Raw genomic sequence first — 21,138 nt, 5'->3', positions numbered from 1 at the left:
ACTAAGCCCTAACAATAGTCACAGAACGCCCATTTTTTGTAGTTGTGACTTCAGTTGTTAATCGTTCTTCGATGGGTAAAGCCTTGGCACGTAAATCGAAAATAATTAACCAACCAAAATTTACCCCCAACCTTGCCAAATAGGAATCTAACTGTTCAATACCTGATTCCATTGGTTCTCTTCTTTTATCCCGCCAAGCTTTTAACTCGATTCCTAGAGTAATCTTGCCATATCTCAGACATAAATCCATGCGATCGCGTCCAATGGCATATTCCCTTTCTAGGGTTCCACCCCCATTCACCACCCGATGTAAAAATGCCATTAGTACCAAATGGGGAGCAATCTCATGGTAAGAAGCGCTACCAAGTAACGGTTCCCCATGTTGTCGCCAAAACGCTAAAAATGCCTGTAATAGCTTATCCGTATCTAACTCACCTGACTGAGTTAACCAAGTAGGTGCTATTTGAGGCAAAGAAGCCATCAGTGTTACTGTTAATACTCTAGGTAAAACCTCCCGATAAATTGGATTAGCGATCGCCAGTCCTCCCAAAGCGTGCATTTTACATAAGCCCAGGTCAATGACAAATTGGATATCATCATTTGGCACATCCCCTAGTTCTAAACCTGCAAGTATAGGCTCAATAATTGCCTTAACTCTCGCTTGGGGCAGTCTTTCGGCAAGGGAATCAAGATGGGTATCTTGCCTTTTAATTAGTATTTCTTTGGCTGCGTGAACATGTTCAGGTGTAATTGCTACATTTACATCAGTCACCATCTCTTCGACAATTTCTTTAGCAAGGGCATTTACCAACCAAGGTTGTCCCTGCGTCAAATCAAATGCTGTTGTGATCGCCTCAGGGGTAAAAACTTGTCCCGTGTCTTCGGTATGTTGTTGGTATAATTGTTCAACTTCACTGGTATTAAAATCTCTCAAGGTGAGGGAGCGGACTTTGATATTAAAGGGGCTTGCTGTATTTAATCTATTACTTTCACCAGAAGCAACCTTATAATCTCGCACATCGCGCAAACCGACTAACCCAACAGATAAAGGAAAGTTTTTTGGACGTTCGGGATAACCATCACGTAACTGCCGCAAAATTGAAATTAGGGCTTTATCCTGCAAAGAGTCGATTTCATCAATAAATATTACTAGAGGTCGGGGTGAAGTTTGCGCCCATGCCTGCAAGCTAGCTCGAATCCTTTGTCCTGCATCCTCAAACTTCCAAGCAGGTGGTTGTAATTCTTGGGGTAAACGGATTGCGATCGCATCATTCCACGCACCAAGAATTGCTAATTCGGCTGTTCCAGGATCATCACTAAATGGAGCGCCAACTTCCACAGATACCATGACTGCCGCATAGCTGCCGCTTCCTGTAAGTTGTTTTGCCAAAGCCAGCATTGCCGTGGTTTTACCCGTTTGGCGAGGAGCATGGATGACAAAATAGCTTTCTTGGGCAATTAGTCGCTCCAAAGAAGGCAACCTCACAGTTGGCGGTAGCATGTAGTGAATGTCGGCTTTACAAGGGCCTGCGGTGTTAAACCAACGAGGCATAGGGACTTGATGACTATTGTTGAGATGTCCTTAGTGTAGCGCTTCAAGTTGCAGCTATTTTTAATCGCTTATTTTCTTTTCTGCAATCTACTTACGTGATATTGTGAGGAAGAGAATCAGTGTAAATACTAGTTTTATTATTAAATTTAAAACTTTTATGTGTGGGAAAAGGAAGAGTGCAAAAATTGGGCTGGAGTGGGAAAGTGTGGCAGTTCCTTGAAATTTCGCCTGCTTCGCTTCTGTTGGGATGCAGAGGTGCAATATTGCAGAGATATAAAACTCTGTTGCTTGCATCAATTATCTTTTCCCCATTTACAGGTTCCCAATGCCCAGTTTTGGCTCAAAGTAATTTAGTCCCGGATAATACACTTGGTTCTGAGTCTTCTAGGGTAATCTTCAACTTTGACGGCACTCCTAACGAGGTGATTGGAGGTGGAGCGCAACGGGGACAGAATTTATTTCACAGTTTTCGAGAATTGAATGTTGGTGAAAATCGAGGTGCTTACTTTCTTGTTTTCGATCCAAACATTCAGAATATTTTGGCACGGGTAACGGGAAGCAATCGCTCGGATATTTTGGGTATTTTAGGGACTATTCAAGTAATTGATGGTAATTTTTTCCGTTCTAATGCCAACCTATTTTTGATGAACCCCAATGGTATTGTGTTTGGAGAAAATGCTCGTCTAGATGTCGATGCTTCGTTTGTGGCGACTACTGCCAACGGGATTCAATTTGGCGCTCAAGGAAATTTTAGTGCGACAAATCCCCAAACACCAGGGGTGTTAACTGTTAACCCATCGGCTTTATTCTTTAATCAGATTAATCAAAATGCAGCGATTCAAAACAATGCTAGCTTATCAGTTCCTGAAGGTAAGAGTTTGCTGTTGGTAGGTGGGAACGTCAATATTAATGGTAAAGTATTGTTTGCTCCTGGTGGACGAGTTGAGTTGGGAGGTTTGACGGAAAAGGGGAATATTGAAATTCAAACAGACGGTAATATTTTCAGTTTGACTTTCCCTTCTCAAGTGCAGCGCGGTAATCTGTCGCTAAATAATAGCGCTCAGATAAATGTGGTTTCGGCTGAAGGAGGTAGTATTGCTTTCAATTCCCGAAATATAAATATTTTAGCAGGAAGTCAGATTTTAGCTGGAAGTAATGATTCTTTAAATACTCGTGAAATTGTTGCAGGTGACATTAACCTCAATGCGACAGAAGCGATCAAAGTTGAACAAAACAGCTTTATAGGAAATTTTGTTGCCTCCGCTAAGGGAGGTGATATTAATATCAACGCAAACACCTTCTCTATATTTGGAAGCATTGTATCTGCCATAACATTTGGAGAAGGGAATGGAGGAAATTTAACAATTAATATCCAAGATTTTCTCATGGGTGATGGTGCAAGAGTTAGTGCAGACACCTTCAGTATAGGTAATAGTGGAAATTTAAATGTTAATGCCTCTAATAGTGTCAAAGTAATTGGTGTAACAGGTAACAATATTCGCAGTACTTTGGCAAGTCAAGCAGTTGAAGGTTCAGATGGAAATGCAGGAACTTTAACAATTAATACTAAAGACTTGTTTGTGCAAGATGGGGCGCAAATAAGTGCTGGTACATTTGCTGCGGGCAATGGAGGGCAATTAACTATAAATGCTAGCAACAGCGTGCAAGTACTTGGTTCATCTGGCTTGTTTGCTGCTGCTGAAAAAAATTCAACAGGTAATTCGGGAAACTTAACGATTACGACTAAAACATTACTATTAAGCGATAACGCACGAGTTAGTGTAGCTATGCGTGGTGTTGGGAAAGCAGGAAATTTAAATATTAATGCTCAAAATTTATTAGTAAATAATGGGGGGCAGATATCTGCTGGTCTTTTTGGGTCTGGAAGCGGAGGAAATTTGATTGTAAATGCCGAGGAAGTGCAATTAATTGGACGCTCTGATGATGGTCGTTTTGGTAGTGGTTTATTTACTAGTGCTGACCCTGATTCAATTGGTAGTGCAGGAGATTTGACAATTAACACCCAAAATTTACTTGTGCGGGATGGAGCGCTGATTGGGGCTGACACATTTGGTAGAGGGAACGGAGGTAATTTAACTGTAAATGCCTCCGGCAAAGTTGAATTAATTGGTACATCTGATGATGGTCGTTTTGGTAGCGGCTTATTTGCTCAACAGAAAGAAACGGGTGGAATTGGAAATGCAGGAAACTTGAAAGTTAACACCCAAAATTTAATAGTTCGAGATGGCGCGCAAGTAAGCACTGCTACATTTGGTGCTGGTAGAGGAGGTAATTTAACTATCAATGCCTCAGGAAAAGTCCAATTGATTGGTAGGAGTTCAGACAATAGTTCCCCTAGTGGTTTAAATTCTGCTGCTGCACAAGGTTCCACTGGTGATGCGGGTGATTTGACAATTAATGCCCAAGATTTATTTATACGTGATGGAGCAGAGGTAATTACTGCAACAAGAGGTGCAGGCAACGGAGGAAATTTAACTATCAATGCTCCTGGTAAAGTCGAACTTATTGGTAGGTCTACTGAGAATATTTATGGCTCTGCTTTGAGGACTTCTGTAGGCCCGAGTGCAAAGGGGAATGCAGGTAACTTGATCATTAACACTAACGATTTATTTGTACGGAATGGTTCACAAATAAGTGTTGGGGTACTTGGAGCAGGCAAAGGAGGAAATTTGATTGTAAATGCGATGAGGAAGGTAGAAATCACAGAAGAATCTACCAATAATTTTTTTTCTAGTGGATTGTTTGGTCAAACAGAGCCAGGTACTACCGGAGATGCTGGCGATTTGACAATTAACACCCCTGAGTTACTGATAGAAAATGGTGCTGGTATATCCGTACAAAGTTTTGGAACAGGCAATGCAGGTATTTTGAATATTAATGCAGCCTCTATACGCCTAAATAATAATGCTCTGATCACTGCTAACACCCGGAGTGTTAACAAAACTCCAAACAGAGAACAAGCAACAATCAACCTTAACACAGAAAATTTACTTCTCCGTCGCAACAGCAATATCACCACCAATGCTCAAGGTGAAAATGTCATTGGTGGCAACATTAACATCAATACACAATCTTTAATTGCCTTAGAAAACAGCGACATCAGTGCTAATTCTACTGACTTTCGCGGTGGGCGTGTTTCCATAACTGCGCGAACTATCTTTGGTACCCAAGCCCGCAACACCCGAACTTCAGAAAGTGACATCACAGCAACAGGTGCAACACCTGAACTGATTGGTACAACTGAAGTTAACACCCCGGATAATAGTTCGATCCAAAACAACCTTGGCAAGCTGCCCCAAACCGCCATCGACACTAATGCTCTCATCGCTAATAGTTGCATAGCTCGCAGAAATCAACAACAAAACGGTTCATTCTTCATCACAGGTTCCGGTGGTGTAGCTGTACGTCCCGGTGATGCTCCGCTTCCTTCCTATTCCACTGGAGATGTGCAACCAATCCCAGCAGAATCAACAACATTACCAACACAAACACGACCCTGGCAAATTGGCGATCGCGTTGTCGAACCAACTGGAGTATACGAACTGCCAAATGGGAAGCTTGTACTTGGTAAAGAATGTTGATTTTCTATAAAGGAGATACAAAAGCGGTGCAACAGGTGCTTCAAAAAATAATGATTTCGGTGTTGGCGATCGCCGCTTTTAATCCAATTTCTCTCACCGCAACAGCCCAATCAACTCCCCCTGCTGGTGTCAATATTCCGCCAAATATTCCCGAACAAATCGAAACTATTCCCAAAAACCCTGAACCTCTTCCCCCAGCAGAAATTCCTTCTCCTGCTCCCACTTTTCCACTGCAAACACCTTCTAATGAACAACTCCCTCAACAACCCTCTCCCACAACTCGGAAGTTTTGTGTTAAGCAAATAAATATTTTGGGTAATACTGTTCTCAACAATAGAATTGCGGAAATAAAGTCAAAATATATAAAGTGTGAAGTTACCTTTGATAATTTAATTGAGTTGCGGACTAGAATTACCCAGCTTTACTTTGACAACGGTTACGTCACTTCGGGAGCGTTTATTTCCCCCGATAATAACAACAATTTGGCAAATGGTATAGTCACAATTCAAGTAGTAGAAGGACAATTAGAAGGTATTGAAATAAAGGGATTAACCCGCTTACAAGAAGGATATGTGCGGAGTCGCTTGGAACTCGCTACCAAAGCACCATTAAACAAAAAACGCCTTGAAGAAGCATTACAACTATTACAAATTGACCCCTTACTAGAACAAGTCAATGCCGTATTAACAGCAGGACGCGCCCCTGGTTTAAACATTTTACAAGTACGTTTAAAAGAAGCTCCTGCTTTTAATGGTGGTATTATTATTGCTAACAATCAATCCCCTAGTGTCGGCTCAATTCAAGGTAGCGTTTATACCAGTTACAACAACCCATTAGGTATAGGAGATAAATTCACTGCTGAATACGGTTTAACTGATGGATTAAACTTATATAGTTTAGGCTATAGCTTACCAGTAAATGCCCGTAATGGTTCTCTGAGCTTTCGCTATAGCAACAATAACAGCAAAATTATTGAATCCGACTTTGAAGAGTTAGGTATCCGTAGCGACTCTGAGAGTTTTTCGGTTGCTTTTCGTCAACCTGTTATGCAAAAAGTAGAAAGCGAATTAGGTTTGGGTATTGGTTTTGATGTCCGTCGCAGTCAAACTTACATACTTGATGATATTCCTTTTTCCTTCTCTGAGGGGCCAGAAGATGGTAAATCAAGAGTTGCGGTAATTCGATTTACCCAGGATTGGGTAAAAAGAGATGCTACCAGAGTTTTAGCAGCGCGATCGCAATTTAGTTGGGGTATCGATGCATTTAACGCAACTATCAACGATTCAGGAACAGATGGACGTTTCTTTTCTTGGTTGGGACAGTTTCAGTGGGTACAGCAATTATCTCCCAGAACCTTAATGCTTGCCCGTCTCAACACTCAATTAACTCCAAATTCACTGTTATCCCTAGAAAAGCTGAGTCTTGGTGGTGTGGATACAGTGAGGGGATATCGCCAAAACCAACTGGTATCAGATAATGGAGTGTTAGCATCAATAGAATTTCGCTTTCCCCTCAGCAATCAATTAAAAACAGTTCAATTAACGCCTTTTTTGGAAATTGGTGGTGGATGGAACAACCGCGCTGAAAATCCCGATCCTGGTATAATTGCTAGTCTTGGTACAGGTTTGCGCTGGCAAGTTACACCTGATTTAAATCTGAGTTTAGATTATGGAATTCCTTTAATTGCAGTCAAAGATAAGGGGAATTCGCTGCAAGATAACGGATTATATTTCTCTTTTAATTACCAACCATTCCGATAAAAATTATATCTTCTTGGGGATAAATTTACCAAGTGAATTAACACTAAACCTGTAATAATTCCATTTACAATTCCCATTGTCGCTCCAGCGATCGCTAAATTGAAAAAACTTACCTTAGCTATAGTTTTAAATCCCAAAAATAAACTTACAGCATAAGCGAAAGCATTACCATTAATCAACAAAACTACTTCTTTTATACCTAATCTTAGACATTTCTTTATGGCTAAACCTTGAGCTAAACCCATCACTGTCCCCATAGTAGCACCGAGCCACAATAACCTGAGAAATAGCAATGAAGTTGGTAATACCTCAGTAGTCAAAGCTAATTCTAAGGCTGTTATCACACTTACCACTAACAAAAATATCCAGCCGATAAAGGCTCCAACTGTTGTTGCAATTAACCAATAGATGAAATTAGGAATATAGGGACGCAAAACAAAATATTGAGCAACTCCTAATACAATACCTCTAATTAAACCGATGACAATTAAAATCTCATTACCATTCACATCTTCAAACATTGTGACTGCATTATTTACTATCGCAATCAAAGTGAAATTGAAAATCTCTGCAATTACATTTGCAATTACCCATCTTTCCCATAAAATGAACCCATGTCTGCGGTGAAAGTTTCGGGGTGTGGGTCTGATACTTTGCATGGTTACCTCTCTCACAAAGCTAATTATTACTACCCACATTTCCCGAAAACTCTTATTAAAAGGGTTTTGGGTAAAATTTATTCCTTGAAGCAGCTAAAATTTAAGCACCCAAAAATACACCCAAACTTTGACCAGAAGCGATTGTGAAAGTCCCAACTGGTAAACTTGCAGCAAAGGTACTACGGACATCTGCAACTAAATCAAAAACAGACCCTCTAGCAACAAATAAGTCAAACCCAGCAGCATCTGGTCTAGCAAAATAAGTTTCACCGATTCCTAACTGAATCACATCTCCCCTGGATAAATCGGAAATTTGAGCATAATCTGCATTACCAGCAAAACCATAGTAAGACCCACTGCGATCGCCTAAAATAAATGCATCATTATTGCTACCGCCAACCAAAACATCAAATTCTCCTTTTCCTCGCGAAAATTGATTGCTACCTAACAAAATGTCATTACCAGCATCACCTACCACCAAATCATTACCAGCAGAACCAATTAAAAGGTCATTACCACCAGCACCAAAGAGTGAATCATTACCAGCAAAGCCATCAATCGTATTATTGAAATTATTACCAATGACTTGATCTCGATTAGCAGTTCCCAACACATTGGTAAAATTCACAACTTGAAAATTCAAGGAGCCAATTGTTGGGATATTATTCACAGTAAGTCTATTTTGACCTAAATCAACATTTAATGATGCTCCTCCCGAACCACTAGCAGCATTAATTGTATTACCTTGAACATTAGGAGCAATAATTCTTTCAACATTTAATATTTGGTCAGTTCCAAAACTGCCTTTACCAATACCACCACGAGGGAAAAGTGAAATGGCTTGTCTAAAATTACTATAATCAACAGTATCAAAACCATTACCACCAATAATGACATCATTTCCTGGCGAAGAAACGAAAATATCATTACCTACAGAACCCAAAAGTCTATCATTATTTTGAGTACCAAAAATTGTCATTTATTTGCCTCCAATCGCAATAGTTTAGTAGGTGCAAAACATTGTTATCAGAAATTGGGCAACATTAGATAGCGGCTCACAGCTATTCAAAAAAGCTTTCCGCAGATTTAAAAGATTTAATTTTTATCTAAAACTTAAAATGAATGAAATCTTTTCATCTAATGTTGCGTAATTTCCACATACATTAATATTCAGCTAGTGCTCTTACTTTTGTTCACAGGTATTAACTACCAGAAGCACTTAGACAGATATATATAGAAGTTACTTAATTACTTCTAAATCTACATGAGAGCATCGTTCCATTCTGTCACAAGTATAAAATATTGGCCCATCAGGAGTAATAGAAAACAAAAAATTGTCAGGAGAATAGTCATTAGCCCTTTCAGAATTTTTGTCATATACAGGGTTAGAACCTATTAAAAATAAACCTATAGGTATTGACTTGAGTGTCATGTTTTGTCTAACAACTTCTGTTTTACCTGTATTAGTACTGTAATATCTAGTTTTCATCAACCCGCTATAGCCATTCATCACCAAAGTGCTTTCATAAACAATTCCATCAACACTGTAGGTCAGTTTGAATGTTCCATAAATTGGAGATTTAGCATCTGTTATTTGCGAGTTAACTTGAGCAATTTTATATGATGAAGATGGTTTTTCGGAATTATTTCTTGCATCTACAGACTCAATTCCAAATAATCCAGTCACACTAATTAATAGAATCCCTAGAGTAGCAGTTGTCTTGAATTTCATACTCTTGATTATCCAAAATACTAGATTGTCAGAAATGATGAATTAATGAGTAATGGTGTAATAACTTTGGGTTTTAGATTTTAGAACTTATATACATCCCCATATCTAAATCCCAAAACTTTATTCGCTATTAGAATTTGTAACCAACACCAACCTTCCAAAGTGTTCCACCTCCATTAGTGAAATAAGTTCCATCACCATAGAGAACAACATTTTGGCTAATAGCTCCCTCTGCACCAGCCTGTACTACAGCACCAGTCCCCAAAGAAATAGAAGAATTACCATCACTTATAGAAACCGCAGAACCACCAATACCTGCGTAAATATTTGCGTTTTTACCAATACCTAAATCATAGGTAACAGTTGGTACTACTAACGTTGCACATAAACCACTATCACAAGCACCAGTAACAGTAGTTCGTATCGAAACAGGATTTAAATCGATACGTCCCGTTACAGCTGCTGCTGCACCATTTCCATCAGCATTAACACCGATACCTACATAACTACCGCGCATTCCTTCTTCGGCATTAGCTGGAGAAGTTTTAATTAATATGGGAGCAGATGCGATCGCACAAACAGCACTTATCGTCACCACAGAGTTCAAGAAGTGTCGCATAATAACCTCTATTCAACTAAGTTCTTAATTTTTTTCAGCTTTAGGAAATACAAACTCAAACAGCGATATCATTACTTTTTGGCTGTAGGACTTGATGTTTGAGCCATCAGTGCTTTCACTGACATTTCTATAATAGAGACATAATTATTGAGATAAAATAACCCTATCTACCAGTCTTTTGGCACGAAGAGTTATAAGTAATGGCACAAAACTGCAATCAAGATAAATAACCCTGGCCATAGGTCAGCAGTATTGCTTCATTTACTCTTTAAGCGGATACCACCGCATCATTTCCCACACTTCCACCGCATCAAGAGAAGGCGTATACACGAATCTGCCAGACATTGCAATCGCAATTCTCTGCTTGAAGTGCGGAATGTAGGTTTAATTTATAAAATCTCAAAAGCTTCTCAAAACAACAACACCCAAGCTACTACTTGCTTAGTGATTTCCTCTTTTTGATCTTACAAACGGGGCTACAACCATCATTTACATACTCGCTATGTAATAACAATTTAGTTGTAATATCCCCCTCTTTACTAAATTGAGGAAATGTCAGCTTTCGAGTTGGGTGTTGTTGTTAGTTGGCGATACAGACTATCTAACAGCGTTTTTACCTCTTAACTAACTGGACTTGGTTAACTTGGCTGTTATATTCGCCGAGTGAAGCTCTATTAGCTTCATGTTTTTAAAATATCACGCTTCAATTCTGATAGATTCTGTCTGAAACTAAACTTTACTTTTAAAAATATTTCCATTTATAAATGGCAACAATTCTTTTTGAAAAATCCAAGAGTTGTAACTGCGTGAAATCCAGATAATTTGAACGACTCTGCGCTTCTACCCTTAGCTAGAGAAACTCTATGAAACTTTAACAGCGTAAATTAACTCTGGGGAAGCGCTGCACAAGTTAATTGTGGTTGTATCTTGCTAGGAGATGTTGCTGCGACTAGCTCAATTTGACCTTGGGCGTTACGATGCCAAGATGTAGCTTGTACAAGTACCTTGGGAGGTTGGGAAATTTGGGCTTGTAGTGGCTTTGTGTTGTGGAATGCAGAGATATCACGCAGATCAATCCAAGTGCGATCGCTCCTCACCTCCTGTGTAGGATTTTGTGGTACACCACCCCTTCCCGTGACAACAAAACTACTACCAGTATTAGCAGCACAGCCTGTAGCAATTTGCTGTGATGGAACGCTGAGATTTGCTGGTAGTTCAACTAACCCAGAATTGGGGTCAACACCGATAGTATTGACTTGAACAGTACCATTGACACCAAATTGAGAACTGGCACTAATATCACTGTCTGGGGTAAGTTGGTCGCGTAACTTCAATCCAAAAATACCTTGAGTTGTGATTTGAATATTGCCACCACTTCCCAAGAAGGCATTCGCTGAAATATCACTGTTTTCCTCGGATACAGCGACAATCGACCCAGCATTGATATTAATGTTGCCACCTGTGGAAGTCCCAAGAGCATTAGTAACGATATTACTACCGTGCCGTAATAGCAACACATCATTGGCAGTGAGGTTGATGTTACCTTGACCCCCTCCATTTACCTCAGAACGCAGACTTCCCTCATTGTCCAGGAAGATGTTATTAGCAGTAATATTTAGGTTGCCTGCATCGCCACTGCCTGTATTACTCACAGTTAGTTCCGCATTATCTCTGACACGCACTGCATCTGATGTGATATTTACAGACCCCGCAGCAAAACTAGTTGTTGAAGATGCAGTAATCGCACTGGGTAAAATTCTACCATCTGCTAAGGGTTGAGAGATACCCTCTACCGTAATGTTTTTGAATTGCAGATTGATACTGCCCGCAGCACCATTGCCATCTGTGGATGAGGTAATTTGTCCGCCATTGAACACACGCAGGTTATCTGCTGTGAGATTAATGCTGCCCCCTTGACCCGCAGCACCCTTGCCGAGAGAAGCAGTAATACCAGTGATGTCTCCACCAAAACCATCGATCAAGGGATTGCTAACTTGTATTTCCCTTGCTCGAATGTCAATACTTCCAGCCGTGCCCTGCGCTCCCGGTCTTGGGCCAAAGAACGCATTACTGGCACTTGCTAATGCACTGGTAATCGTGCCACCATTAGCTAGAATTAGGGTTCCTGTGTCAATTATAATCCGACCACCTTGCCCTTTTGCTCCAGCTGCGATTGAGGCGAGAACAGCACTGGTTATGCCAGCGTTAGGGTTAGCCCCCCGAATTTCTAAACTTTCCCCTGCCCGAATAGAGACTTCTCCTCCAGAGCCATTTCCCCCCAATATACCGCTACTGACACGACTACCATCAAATAGGCTAACTCTTTGGGCTTCAATACTCATCTTTCCACTTTGATTGTTGCTGCCATTCGTGATTAAAGTACCAATCGAACTGACAATAGGTAGAGAAAAAGGTGTTTCATACCCGACTAAATTAACATCAGTAGCCCGAATATTAATATCTCCAGCGATAGAGTTGTTACCGGATGTTGTCGATTGAATCCATGCGCCATTGGCTAACTTTAAGTGTTGGGTTTCAATGGTTATGTTTCCTGCACGTCCAGTTGTTGGCGGTCTTGGTGGCGCAAGAAAAACAAATTGCTTACCTACTGATGTATTGACACCAGAAAGGAGAAGTTGTCTTGGATTAGAAACTCCCAAAAGATTGACAAATTCCGTAGTTTGAATAGTTATACCTTTTCCCTGTCCAGCCGAGGTCGTAGAACTAATATTCGACCCATCCTGTAATGTTAGACCTCGCCCCCGGATATTAATTGCACCTCCATTTATACCATCTGTATCAATAGATGAAGATTGTTGCAAATTGATATTGCCCCAGGTGATATTATTTGAATCAGAAGCTAGTTGCCATTTATTATTGTTTATGGCAATTTCCCCATTCTGTAATGCCCATAATTCAATATATCCATCAGAGGCACGGATGTTTGCTTGAGCTAGATTAATATCACTGCCTATAAGGGCAAAAGTTTGACCTGGTTTTACTTGCAGTCCATTAGCGTTAGTAGTTGCACCTTGTACTGCGATTGCACCTGCTGTTGTTCCCATTTGCAATCCGATCGGCACACTCATAGTTAATAATGGCGGTACAGATGGATCGGTAGTACTAAACTCCGTCCCATCCGCAAACTTAATACTACTTGCCGTCGTTCCTACAAATGAACCACTAATATCCAATTTGGCATTTTGTCCAAATGCAATGCCGTTGGGGTTAATCAAAAATAAACTAACTGGATTATTGCTATTGAGGGTGCGAATCAACCCATCAATATTGGAAACATTACTACCTGTGACGCGACTAAATATGGTTGTAATATTTGGTGTATTGGTTAAATCAAAGGTGGTGCTACCACCTGTCGGCACAGAGAAATTACTGAAACTATGAAATAAATTATTTCCTTTATCAATCCCATTGAGAATCGTAAAATCATTACCATTGGTATTGACAATAGTGTTGGTTGTGCCATCCGATGTCACCTGAGCCAAGGCTAGTGATGATATGCCTGAAGTGAAAAATCCCGTGGTCAATGCTGTTAACAACAATTGAAACCAAAAGTTTGATTCTTTGTAGATAATTCTCATCACCAATACCTAGATTGAACTCGTTAAAGTTAACGTTCCCGGAAAGGTATGAAAAATAACATGATTAAATTTGGGGAACAGCAGCACAAGTTAATGATGGCTGCACTTGACTCAGAGAGTTATTTGCAACAAGCTCAATTTTGCCCATTGCGTTCCGTCGCCAGCCAGTGGCTTGGACAAGTGTTGCTGGAGATTTTAGTATTTGTACTTTTACTGGTTGTGTTGTTTGGAACGCAGAGATATCACGAGTATCTGACCAAGTGCGATCGCTCCTTATTTCCTGTGTGGGATTTTGCGGTACACCACCCCTTCCTGTGGCAACAAAACTACTACCAGTATTTGCAGAACAACCACTAGCAATTTGTTGAGATGAATCGGTAACATTGGCTGGCAATTCTACTAAACCAGAATTGGGGTCAACACCAAAATTATTAATATCTACTGTACCATTTACCCCAAATTGAGAACTAGCAGTAATATCGCTTTCACTTGTCAATTGGTTGCGATATTTTATTCCAAAAATACCTTGAGTAGTAATATCAATATTACCTCCCTGACCTTTAACAGCATTGGCAATAATGTCACTATTTTCTAATCCCACAATCACAGGTGAGTTAACCGACAAATTACCACCATTACCTGTACCCTTAGAAGTGGCAGAAATCCAGCTATCGTGACGCATCAGCAGGTCATTTTGCAGATTCAAGTGAATATTTCCCCCGTTACCAGAGGCAGTTGATGCAGAGATACTACCTTGGTTGTCCAGAAAAATTGCGTTGGCGTTAATCTGTAAATCTCCCGCTTTACCTGGTCCATCATTTTTCACCGTTACTAATGCGCCATCAGTAACCCGTAATGATGGTGTGTTAATCGTCAAAGCACCTGCATCACCCGTGGGAATCGCTGGTAGCCCATAAAGGAGTTGAAAAACAAGGTCGAGTATTTCAGAGGAGGAAGCAATGCGACTCGATGTGATTGATTCAGCTGCACGACCACTTACCTCGATAAAATCTGAAGCATTAATCATCACACTTCCGGCTGCACCCTGACTGAGAGTGCTAGATCCCAGAAATCCTCCATCTCGAATAATTAATCTGGATGTGTTCACCACAGTGCTATTTACATTACCTATAAAAAATGTTGACGAAGTAATTAAGCTGGATAATTTTGAAATAGGGTTAATGCCAAAGATTTCGATCAGGTCTTTGGCATTAACCCCTACCCTTCCACTTTGTCCAAATCCTACAGTAGTAGAAGCAATACCACCCCCATTTCTTATTCTGAGGTTACTCGTAGAAATAAGAATATCGCCTGCATTACTGGAGCTAGTAGTAATTGTGGCAATCGAGGAGGGCATCGCCGGATTACCAAGGACAAAACCATTCAAGTCTATCAAGCCTTCAACATTGATGCTAATATTACCACTCACTCCTTCGGTAAACGCCCTATTCCAAATTGCTCCGCCATCTTCCAGGGAGAGTTGATTAGCTCCAATCAAAATATCTCCGGGTGAACCTGTTCCCAAGTTATCAATTTTGATTATGCTGCCTAGTCTTTGGTCTGAGGTATTGCCTGTTAAACTCAAAGACTCTGTGGCGCGGATAGTAATTCCTTGTGATTTTTCCCCCAAGTTTTGCAGCACAACGGCTGAACCTGTGCTCAAGTTGATGTTTTTTCCTTGGATTTGAATTGAGCCATTGCTACCACTGGCATCTAGGAGAGATTGTTGGGCTAGATGAATATCATTAAATTTCTCGACTTGGGAATAATCTCCTACCCATCTTGTCAAACTGGGCGTAAGTCCTACTTGCCCCTGTTGCACGCTGCTTACTTCTAGATGTCCACCTCCTTTAGTTGCGACAATTCCACCAGAGAAATTTACCTCATTACCTATGAGTGCTAAGGTATTGCCTGCCAAAACTTGTAAACCTGTAGGATTCTGACTGGGATCTAAGGGTGTAAAGACATCACCTGTTATCCGATGCCCTAAGCCCTCGACAGCAATCCCCCCCGAATTTTGACCCATTTGCAAACCCACAGGTACACTCATTGTCAGCAAAGGTTTATCTGCACTTGGAACAGCACTAAATTCTGCCCCATCCGCAAATTTAATACTATTCGCTGTGGTTCCCACAAAGGAACCGCCAATATTTAAACTGGCATTTGGCCCGAATACAATGCCATTAGGATTCATCAAAAATAAACTGACTGGGTTATTGCTACTGAGCGTCCGAATTAACCCATCTATATTAGAAATATTACCGCCTGTGACTCGACTAAATATCGTTGTAATATTTGGTGTATTGGTTAAATCAAAGGTTGCACTGCCACCTGTTGGCACAGATAAATTACTGAAACTGTGAAATAAATTATTACCTTTATCTATGCCATTGAGAATCGTAAAATCATTACCATTGGTATTGACAATTGTGTTAGTTGTGCCATCCGATGTCACCTGAGCCAAAGCTATTGATGATATGCCTGAAGTGAAAAATCCCGTGGTCAATGCTGTTAACAACAATTGAAACCAAAAATTTGATTCTTTGTAGATAATTATCATCACCAATACCTAGATTGAACTCGTTAAAGTTAACGTTCCCGGAAAGGTATGAAAAATAACATGATTAAATTTTAGGAACAGCAGCACAGGTTAATGATGGTTGCACGTGACTGAGAGAGTTATTTGCAACCAGCTCAATTTTGCCCATTGCGTTACGTCGCCAGCCAGTGGCTTGTACTAGAACTTCTGGGGATTTTGGTATTTGGGCTTGTGCTGGTTTTGTTGTATGGAATGCAGAGATATCACGAGCATCAGACCAAGTGCGATCGCTCCTCACCTCCTGTGTGGGATTTTGCGGTATTCCCCCTCTTCCTGTGGCGACAAAACTACTACCAGTATTGGCATCACAACCACGGGCAATTTGTTGCGCTGAATCGGTGATATTTGCTGGTAGTTTGATTAAGCCGGAATTGGGATCGACACCAATATTATTCACTTCAACTATGCCATTAATGCCAAATTGCGAACTGGCAGTAATGTCGTTTTCTGATGTGAGTTGAGAACGGTATTCTAGACCGAAAATGCCTTGAGTAGCAATGTGAATATTGCCGCCTTTACCTTGAATAGCATTAGCGATAATATCACTATTTTCTAAGCCGACAATGATGGGTGAATTAATCGTGATATTACCACCATCACCAATGGCATTAGATGTAGCATTAATCGCACTGTTATGGCGCATCAATAGAGTGTTGGCATTGACAGCAATATTGCCACCTTCTCCTACTTGTGTGACAGCAGTAATCGCACCTTGAGTATCTAATAATAAATAATTGGCATTGATTTTTACAGTTCCAGCATTACCTTGACCATCATTTCTGACATTAATTAATCCATGATTAGCAACTTTCAATTGCTGAGTTGTAATTTGGACATCTCCACTATTTCCAGTTAAAACTCTTGATGAACCAGCTTGTTGAACTGTTGATGAACCGATAAAACTGGGAATTAAAAATGATTCTATGGGCTTACCAACAACTTCTATTGATTCTGAGGCATTGAGAGTGACATTTCCGGCTTTTCCACTAGCGTAAGAAGAAGCTTCTACTCTTGCTCCACTTTGCACTGATAATCTAGCTGTATTCACAATCAGGTTGCCAGAATTACCAGCAGCAAGGGTTGAAGAACTCAGGGAACTAGGAGCAAAAGTTGTGGAGGCGGTTTCAACTCCAGCCAATTCAATAGATTCTGTGGCCTGAATTGCCACATTTCCTGCTGCACCTGTTCCAATGGTGGAGGTTGTGACTACAGAACCATCCATAATTACCAAGCGATTCGCAACTACGCTCACATCTCCACCCTTTCCCGACAAAAAAGTCAGACCAGAAATACCACTACGATTAGTTGGTATCTTTCCTACTCCTGCTACTTGAATATTGCCAGAGGCATTAACAGTAATATTGCCTCCACCTACAGAATTACTAATGTTACTGGTCAGGATAATACCACCATTATTAGCAATCAAGTCTTGTGTAAATATTTCAATATTGCTCACCATCCCAGTAAAGATCGCTCCAGATCGAATGGCACTGGTAGTACTGCCACTGGGATTATCGCCAGTGACTGTTAGTAGCTTCGAGGCATGAACGGAAATCTTGCCTGGAGTTTGAGCATTTGTAATGTTTTGAATTGAGACGCGAGAACCCCCACTCAAAGAGACATCAGCTCCCCATAGATGAATTTCACCATTACCACCTGTTGAAATTAGAGCTTGGTTAGATAAGTCTAGATTCCGAAAAATAGGAACATCTTGATAACCTAAACTCCAGCCTAGATTATTAGGAGTAAGGCTAACATTCCCCACATCAACTGCACCTAACTCAATTCTTCCTTGAGGAATGGAAAGATTACGACTGTCTACAAATATATCTCCTCCTATCAGGGCTAAAGTTTTTCCTGTCGGTACTTGAAATTGAGTAGCAGATGCTTGAACTTGAATGGCACGAGGATTTTGCCCAAACTGCAAACCGATAGGGACATTGATGCTTAACAAAGGTGTTGCTGTCGGATTGGTAGCACTAAACTCTACTCCATCCAGAAACTTAATACTGTTGGCTGTTGTACCAACAAACGAGCCACCAATATTTAACTGGGCATTAGCTCCAAAAATAATCCCAGATGGGTTGAGCAAAAATAAATTGGCACTTCCCTTGGCGCTGATTGAACCATTAATTGTAGAAATATTACCGCCAGTCACTCGATTAAAAATATTTGCGACATTAAGATCATTGTCAAATGATGCAGAGCCATTGTTAGGAATAGAAAATTGGCTAAAGCTATGAAATAAGTTATTACCAACACGAGTGCCGTTGGTGATGGTATAGTTATTAATCCCACTTACAAAGGTGTTGAGAGTGCTGTCTGGAGTTACTTGTGCGTGAACATCACTGTTGGATATAGCCAATATGCAGATTGCACCCAGGAAGCTAAACTCAGAAAAATTTATTTTCATCAACTTGTTTGTGATTATCTACTTTGTATATAGTCTTCCCAAAGTAAATTTTGCTATTAGGTTAGCTGTGTAATGTTATAGTTATTTATTTTTAGCTTTTGTTAAGGCCAGCACAAGTTAATGATGATTGTAAATTCACAGAAGATTTATCGGCAATTAATTCAATTTTGCCCATTGCGTTACGTCGCCAGCCAGTTGCTGGCACAAGAATTTGTGGTGTTATAGGTATTTGGACTTGTGCTGGTTGTGTGGTGTGGAATGCAGAGATGTCACGGATGTCTGACCAAGTGCGATCGCTCCTCACATCTTGATTTGGATTTTGTGGTACACCACCTCGTCCTGTGGCGATAAAACTACTACCAGTATAAGTATTACAACCTGTAGCAATTTGCTGAGATGAATCGGTGACATTTCCAGGTAATTGCACTAAACCCGAATTAGGATCAACACTGATATTATTCACTTCGACTATACCATTGACTCCAAACTCGGAACTAGCAGTAATATCATTTTCTGATGTCAGTTGCGAACGGTATTCTAAACCAATAATTCCCTGAGTGGTGATGTTAATATTACCGCCTTTACCTTGGAAAGCATTAGCTGTAATATCGCTGTTTTCTAAGCCGAAAACGATGGGTGAATTAATGGTAATATTGCCGCCGTTACCATTACCTTGTGCTGTGGAAGTAATTTGGCTTTGATCGCGCAATAGTAGCAAATCTCCTACTTGCAAACTGATATCACCACCATTACCTGATTCGGTTTGCGCCTGAATTAAAGCTTGATTTTGCAATTGGATCTGATCGGCAATAATTTTCAGATTTCCGGCATTCCCAGTACCTTGACTAGTAACTGTGACTGTTCCACCATCTGCAAGTGTAAGTTTTGGTGTCGTAATACTGACACTCCCTGCATTTGCTGTGAGGATATCTGGTAAACCAAAGACTTGACGTAATTCCGGACTGAAACGCACAACAGCAGAGCGAATATTACTGTTATTACTACTACCACGACCACTAATAGCGATCGCCTCACTCGCATTGATTTGGATATTGGCACCATTACCGACAAATAATGCAGATGAACCAATTATTCCACTATTTAATATTTGCAAGTTACTAGTATCTAATCTTACATCTTTGGCATTGCCATCGGCAAAGGCAGTTATACCAATAAAACTAGAAAGCCCAAAAGGGTTTTCACCGATAACGGTGGTATTTTGATTGCGAACCATCACTTGACCACTGGAGCCACTACCTAATATCACTGATGATAATGTAGCTCCCCCAGAGATGAGTAAATTATTCCCATTAGCCAAGATATCTCCAGCAGATCCTTTTCCAAAAGTGGTAGTGATAATGGCTGTCGCGCCAGTAGGATTGAGGGGTGAAAACCCGGATACCTCTATATCTGCTGCTTGAATCTGGATGTTACCACCGTTAGCATTTCCATAAGTTGAAGTACTTATTGCTGAACCTTCTTGGAGTGTCAAACGGGGAGTAATAATACTGAGATTTGCGCTTTCTCCGGTTCCCAAAGCTTCCGCATTAATCCAACTACGAATTTTCGCATTGGGTGTAGTACCAATAATAGCGATCGCGTCTGATGCTTGCACGTTAATATTTCCACTCTTAAGATTGCCGTAATTCTCAGATAGAATCAACGAACCATCGGTAATTTTGATATTTCTTCCCTGGAGTTGAACTGCACCGGAGTTAAACCCACTCACATCTAATAGCGATTTTTGTGTTAGTTGAATATCAGCAAAACTTTGTCCCTGCTCATACTCTAATTTATAACCCTGTGTAGTCGGTACTAAACTAACTAATCCTGCACCTCCCAGACTCCCTAATTCTATTTGACCTGTTGCCGCACTCAGAGTAGCACCATCCAATGAGATATTTCCACCCACCAATGCTAAGGTTTTTCCCGACTGTACTTGTAATTTTGTGGAGCTAGGATTATTAATTACAGGTGAAAAACTATCAGTTGCATCTAGGCTATGTCCTGTACCTTGGACTTGTATCGATGCGGGATGAATACCCATTTGTAACCCAATGGGTACAGTCATTGTTAATAATGGTTTAGTGGTAAAATCTACAGCACTAAATTCTGTCCCATCAGCAAATTTAATACTATTGGCAGTTGTCCCGACAAAGGAACCACCAATATTTAAGCTGGCATTTGGCCCAAAAATCATCCCTGATGGGTTGAGTAAGAATAAATTAGCACTACCCTTGGCACTAATTAAACCATCTATGTGAGAAATATTACTACCACTCACCCGACTAAAAATATTTTGAATATCAGTAGCATTGTCAAATGATGCCGAACTGCCTGTAGAGATAGAGAATTGGCTAAAGCTGTGAAATAAATTGTTGCCGACACGAGTCCCCTCAGTAATGTGGTAATTACTACTACCATTCACAACAGTGCCGAGACTGCCATCGGGTGTGACTTGAGCATAAACACTATTGTTGCAAACAGCAGATATGCAGATTGTACTCAGAATCCCAAACCCAATAAATGTTAATTTCATTCACCAATTTCTGATTTTGATTGTGTATTTATTGTTCCCCCTTTGCTAAGTGCTGTAACGGTAA

The 21,138-nt window shown here is 40.4% G+C and carries 11 protein-coding genes; 2 read left to right on the top strand and 9 right to left on the bottom strand.

The window, feature by feature from the left end:
- Position 1: 1 nt before the first annotated feature.
- Positions 2-1,552, bottom strand: a complete 1,551-nt coding sequence (locus HG267_RS00945) for an ATP-binding protein (protein WP_045867404.1) — start codon at positions 1,550-1,552, stop codon at positions 2-4.
- Positions 1,553-1,728: 176 nt separating this feature from the next.
- Between HG267_RS00945 and HG267_RS00940 the strand changes: the two genes are divergently transcribed.
- Entirely contained in the window at positions 1,729-5,154 is a 3,426-nt protein-coding gene (locus tag HG267_RS00940; RefSeq protein WP_052335021.1) for a filamentous hemagglutinin N-terminal domain-containing protein, read from the top strand.
- A complete protein-coding gene (locus HG267_RS00935) occupies positions 5,148-6,914 on the top strand; it encodes a ShlB/FhaC/HecB family hemolysin secretion/activation protein (RefSeq protein WP_045867405.1) in 1,767 nt (588 codons plus the stop codon). Before HG267_RS00940 ends, HG267_RS00935 begins: the two co-directional genes overlap by 7 nt.
- Here HG267_RS00935 and HG267_RS00930 read toward each other — a convergent pair.
- The 8 genes from HG267_RS00930 to HG267_RS00895 all read right to left on the bottom strand — a co-directional run bounded on the left by HG267_RS00930 (position 6,896) and on the right by HG267_RS00895 (position 21,074).
- Complete coding sequence (locus HG267_RS00930) at positions 6,896-7,573, bottom strand: hypothetical protein (protein WP_045867406.1); 678 nt, start codon at positions 7,571-7,573, stop codon at positions 6,896-6,898. The two genes, HG267_RS00935 and HG267_RS00930, sit on opposite strands and share 19 nt — an antisense overlap.
- Before the next feature lie 100 nt (positions 7,574-7,673).
- Positions 7,674-8,552, bottom strand: coding sequence for a calcium-binding protein (locus HG267_RS00925; protein WP_052335022.1), 879 nt, complete (start codon positions 8,550-8,552; stop codon positions 7,674-7,676).
- 261 nt (positions 8,553-8,813) lie between these two features.
- Positions 8,814-9,305, bottom strand: a complete 492-nt coding sequence (locus HG267_RS00920) for a hypothetical protein (protein WP_045867407.1) — start codon at positions 9,303-9,305, stop codon at positions 8,814-8,816.
- A gap of 130 nt (positions 9,306-9,435) precedes the next feature.
- Positions 9,436-9,924: a hypothetical protein gene (locus HG267_RS00915; protein ID WP_045867408.1), complete on the bottom strand. Its 489-nt coding sequence runs from the start codon at positions 9,922-9,924 to the stop codon at positions 9,436-9,438.
- An 884-nt stretch (positions 9,925-10,808) separates the two neighbouring features.
- Positions 10,809-13,523, bottom strand: a complete 2,715-nt coding sequence (locus HG267_RS00910) for a filamentous hemagglutinin N-terminal domain-containing protein (protein ID WP_045867409.1) — start codon at positions 13,521-13,523, stop codon at positions 10,809-10,811.
- Between the two features lie 64 nt (positions 13,524-13,587).
- A complete protein-coding gene (locus tag HG267_RS00905) occupies positions 13,588-16,083 on the bottom strand; it encodes a filamentous hemagglutinin N-terminal domain-containing protein (RefSeq protein ID WP_045867410.1) in 2,496 nt (831 codons plus the stop codon).
- A gap of 64 nt (positions 16,084-16,147) precedes the next feature.
- Positions 16,148-18,535 (bottom strand): filamentous hemagglutinin N-terminal domain-containing protein, encoded by a 2,388-nt coding sequence (locus HG267_RS00900; RefSeq protein ID WP_045867411.1) that lies wholly within the window; start codon positions 18,533-18,535, stop codon positions 16,148-16,150.
- A gap of 91 nt (positions 18,536-18,626) precedes the next feature.
- Positions 18,627-21,074: a beta strand repeat-containing protein gene (locus tag HG267_RS00895; RefSeq protein WP_045867412.1), complete on the bottom strand. Its 2,448-nt coding sequence runs from the start codon at positions 21,072-21,074 to the stop codon at positions 18,627-18,629.
- Between the last annotated feature and the right edge of the window lie 64 nt (positions 21,075-21,138).

Origin of the sequence: Tolypothrix sp. PCC 7601 (assembly GCF_025677855.1) — a bacterium.
Lineage (GTDB): Bacteria > Cyanobacteriota > Cyanobacteriia > Cyanobacteriales > Nostocaceae > Aulosira > Aulosira diplosiphon.
Note: the sequence above shows the minus strand (reverse complement) of the source record. Positions and strands in the feature narration are given on the sequence as shown.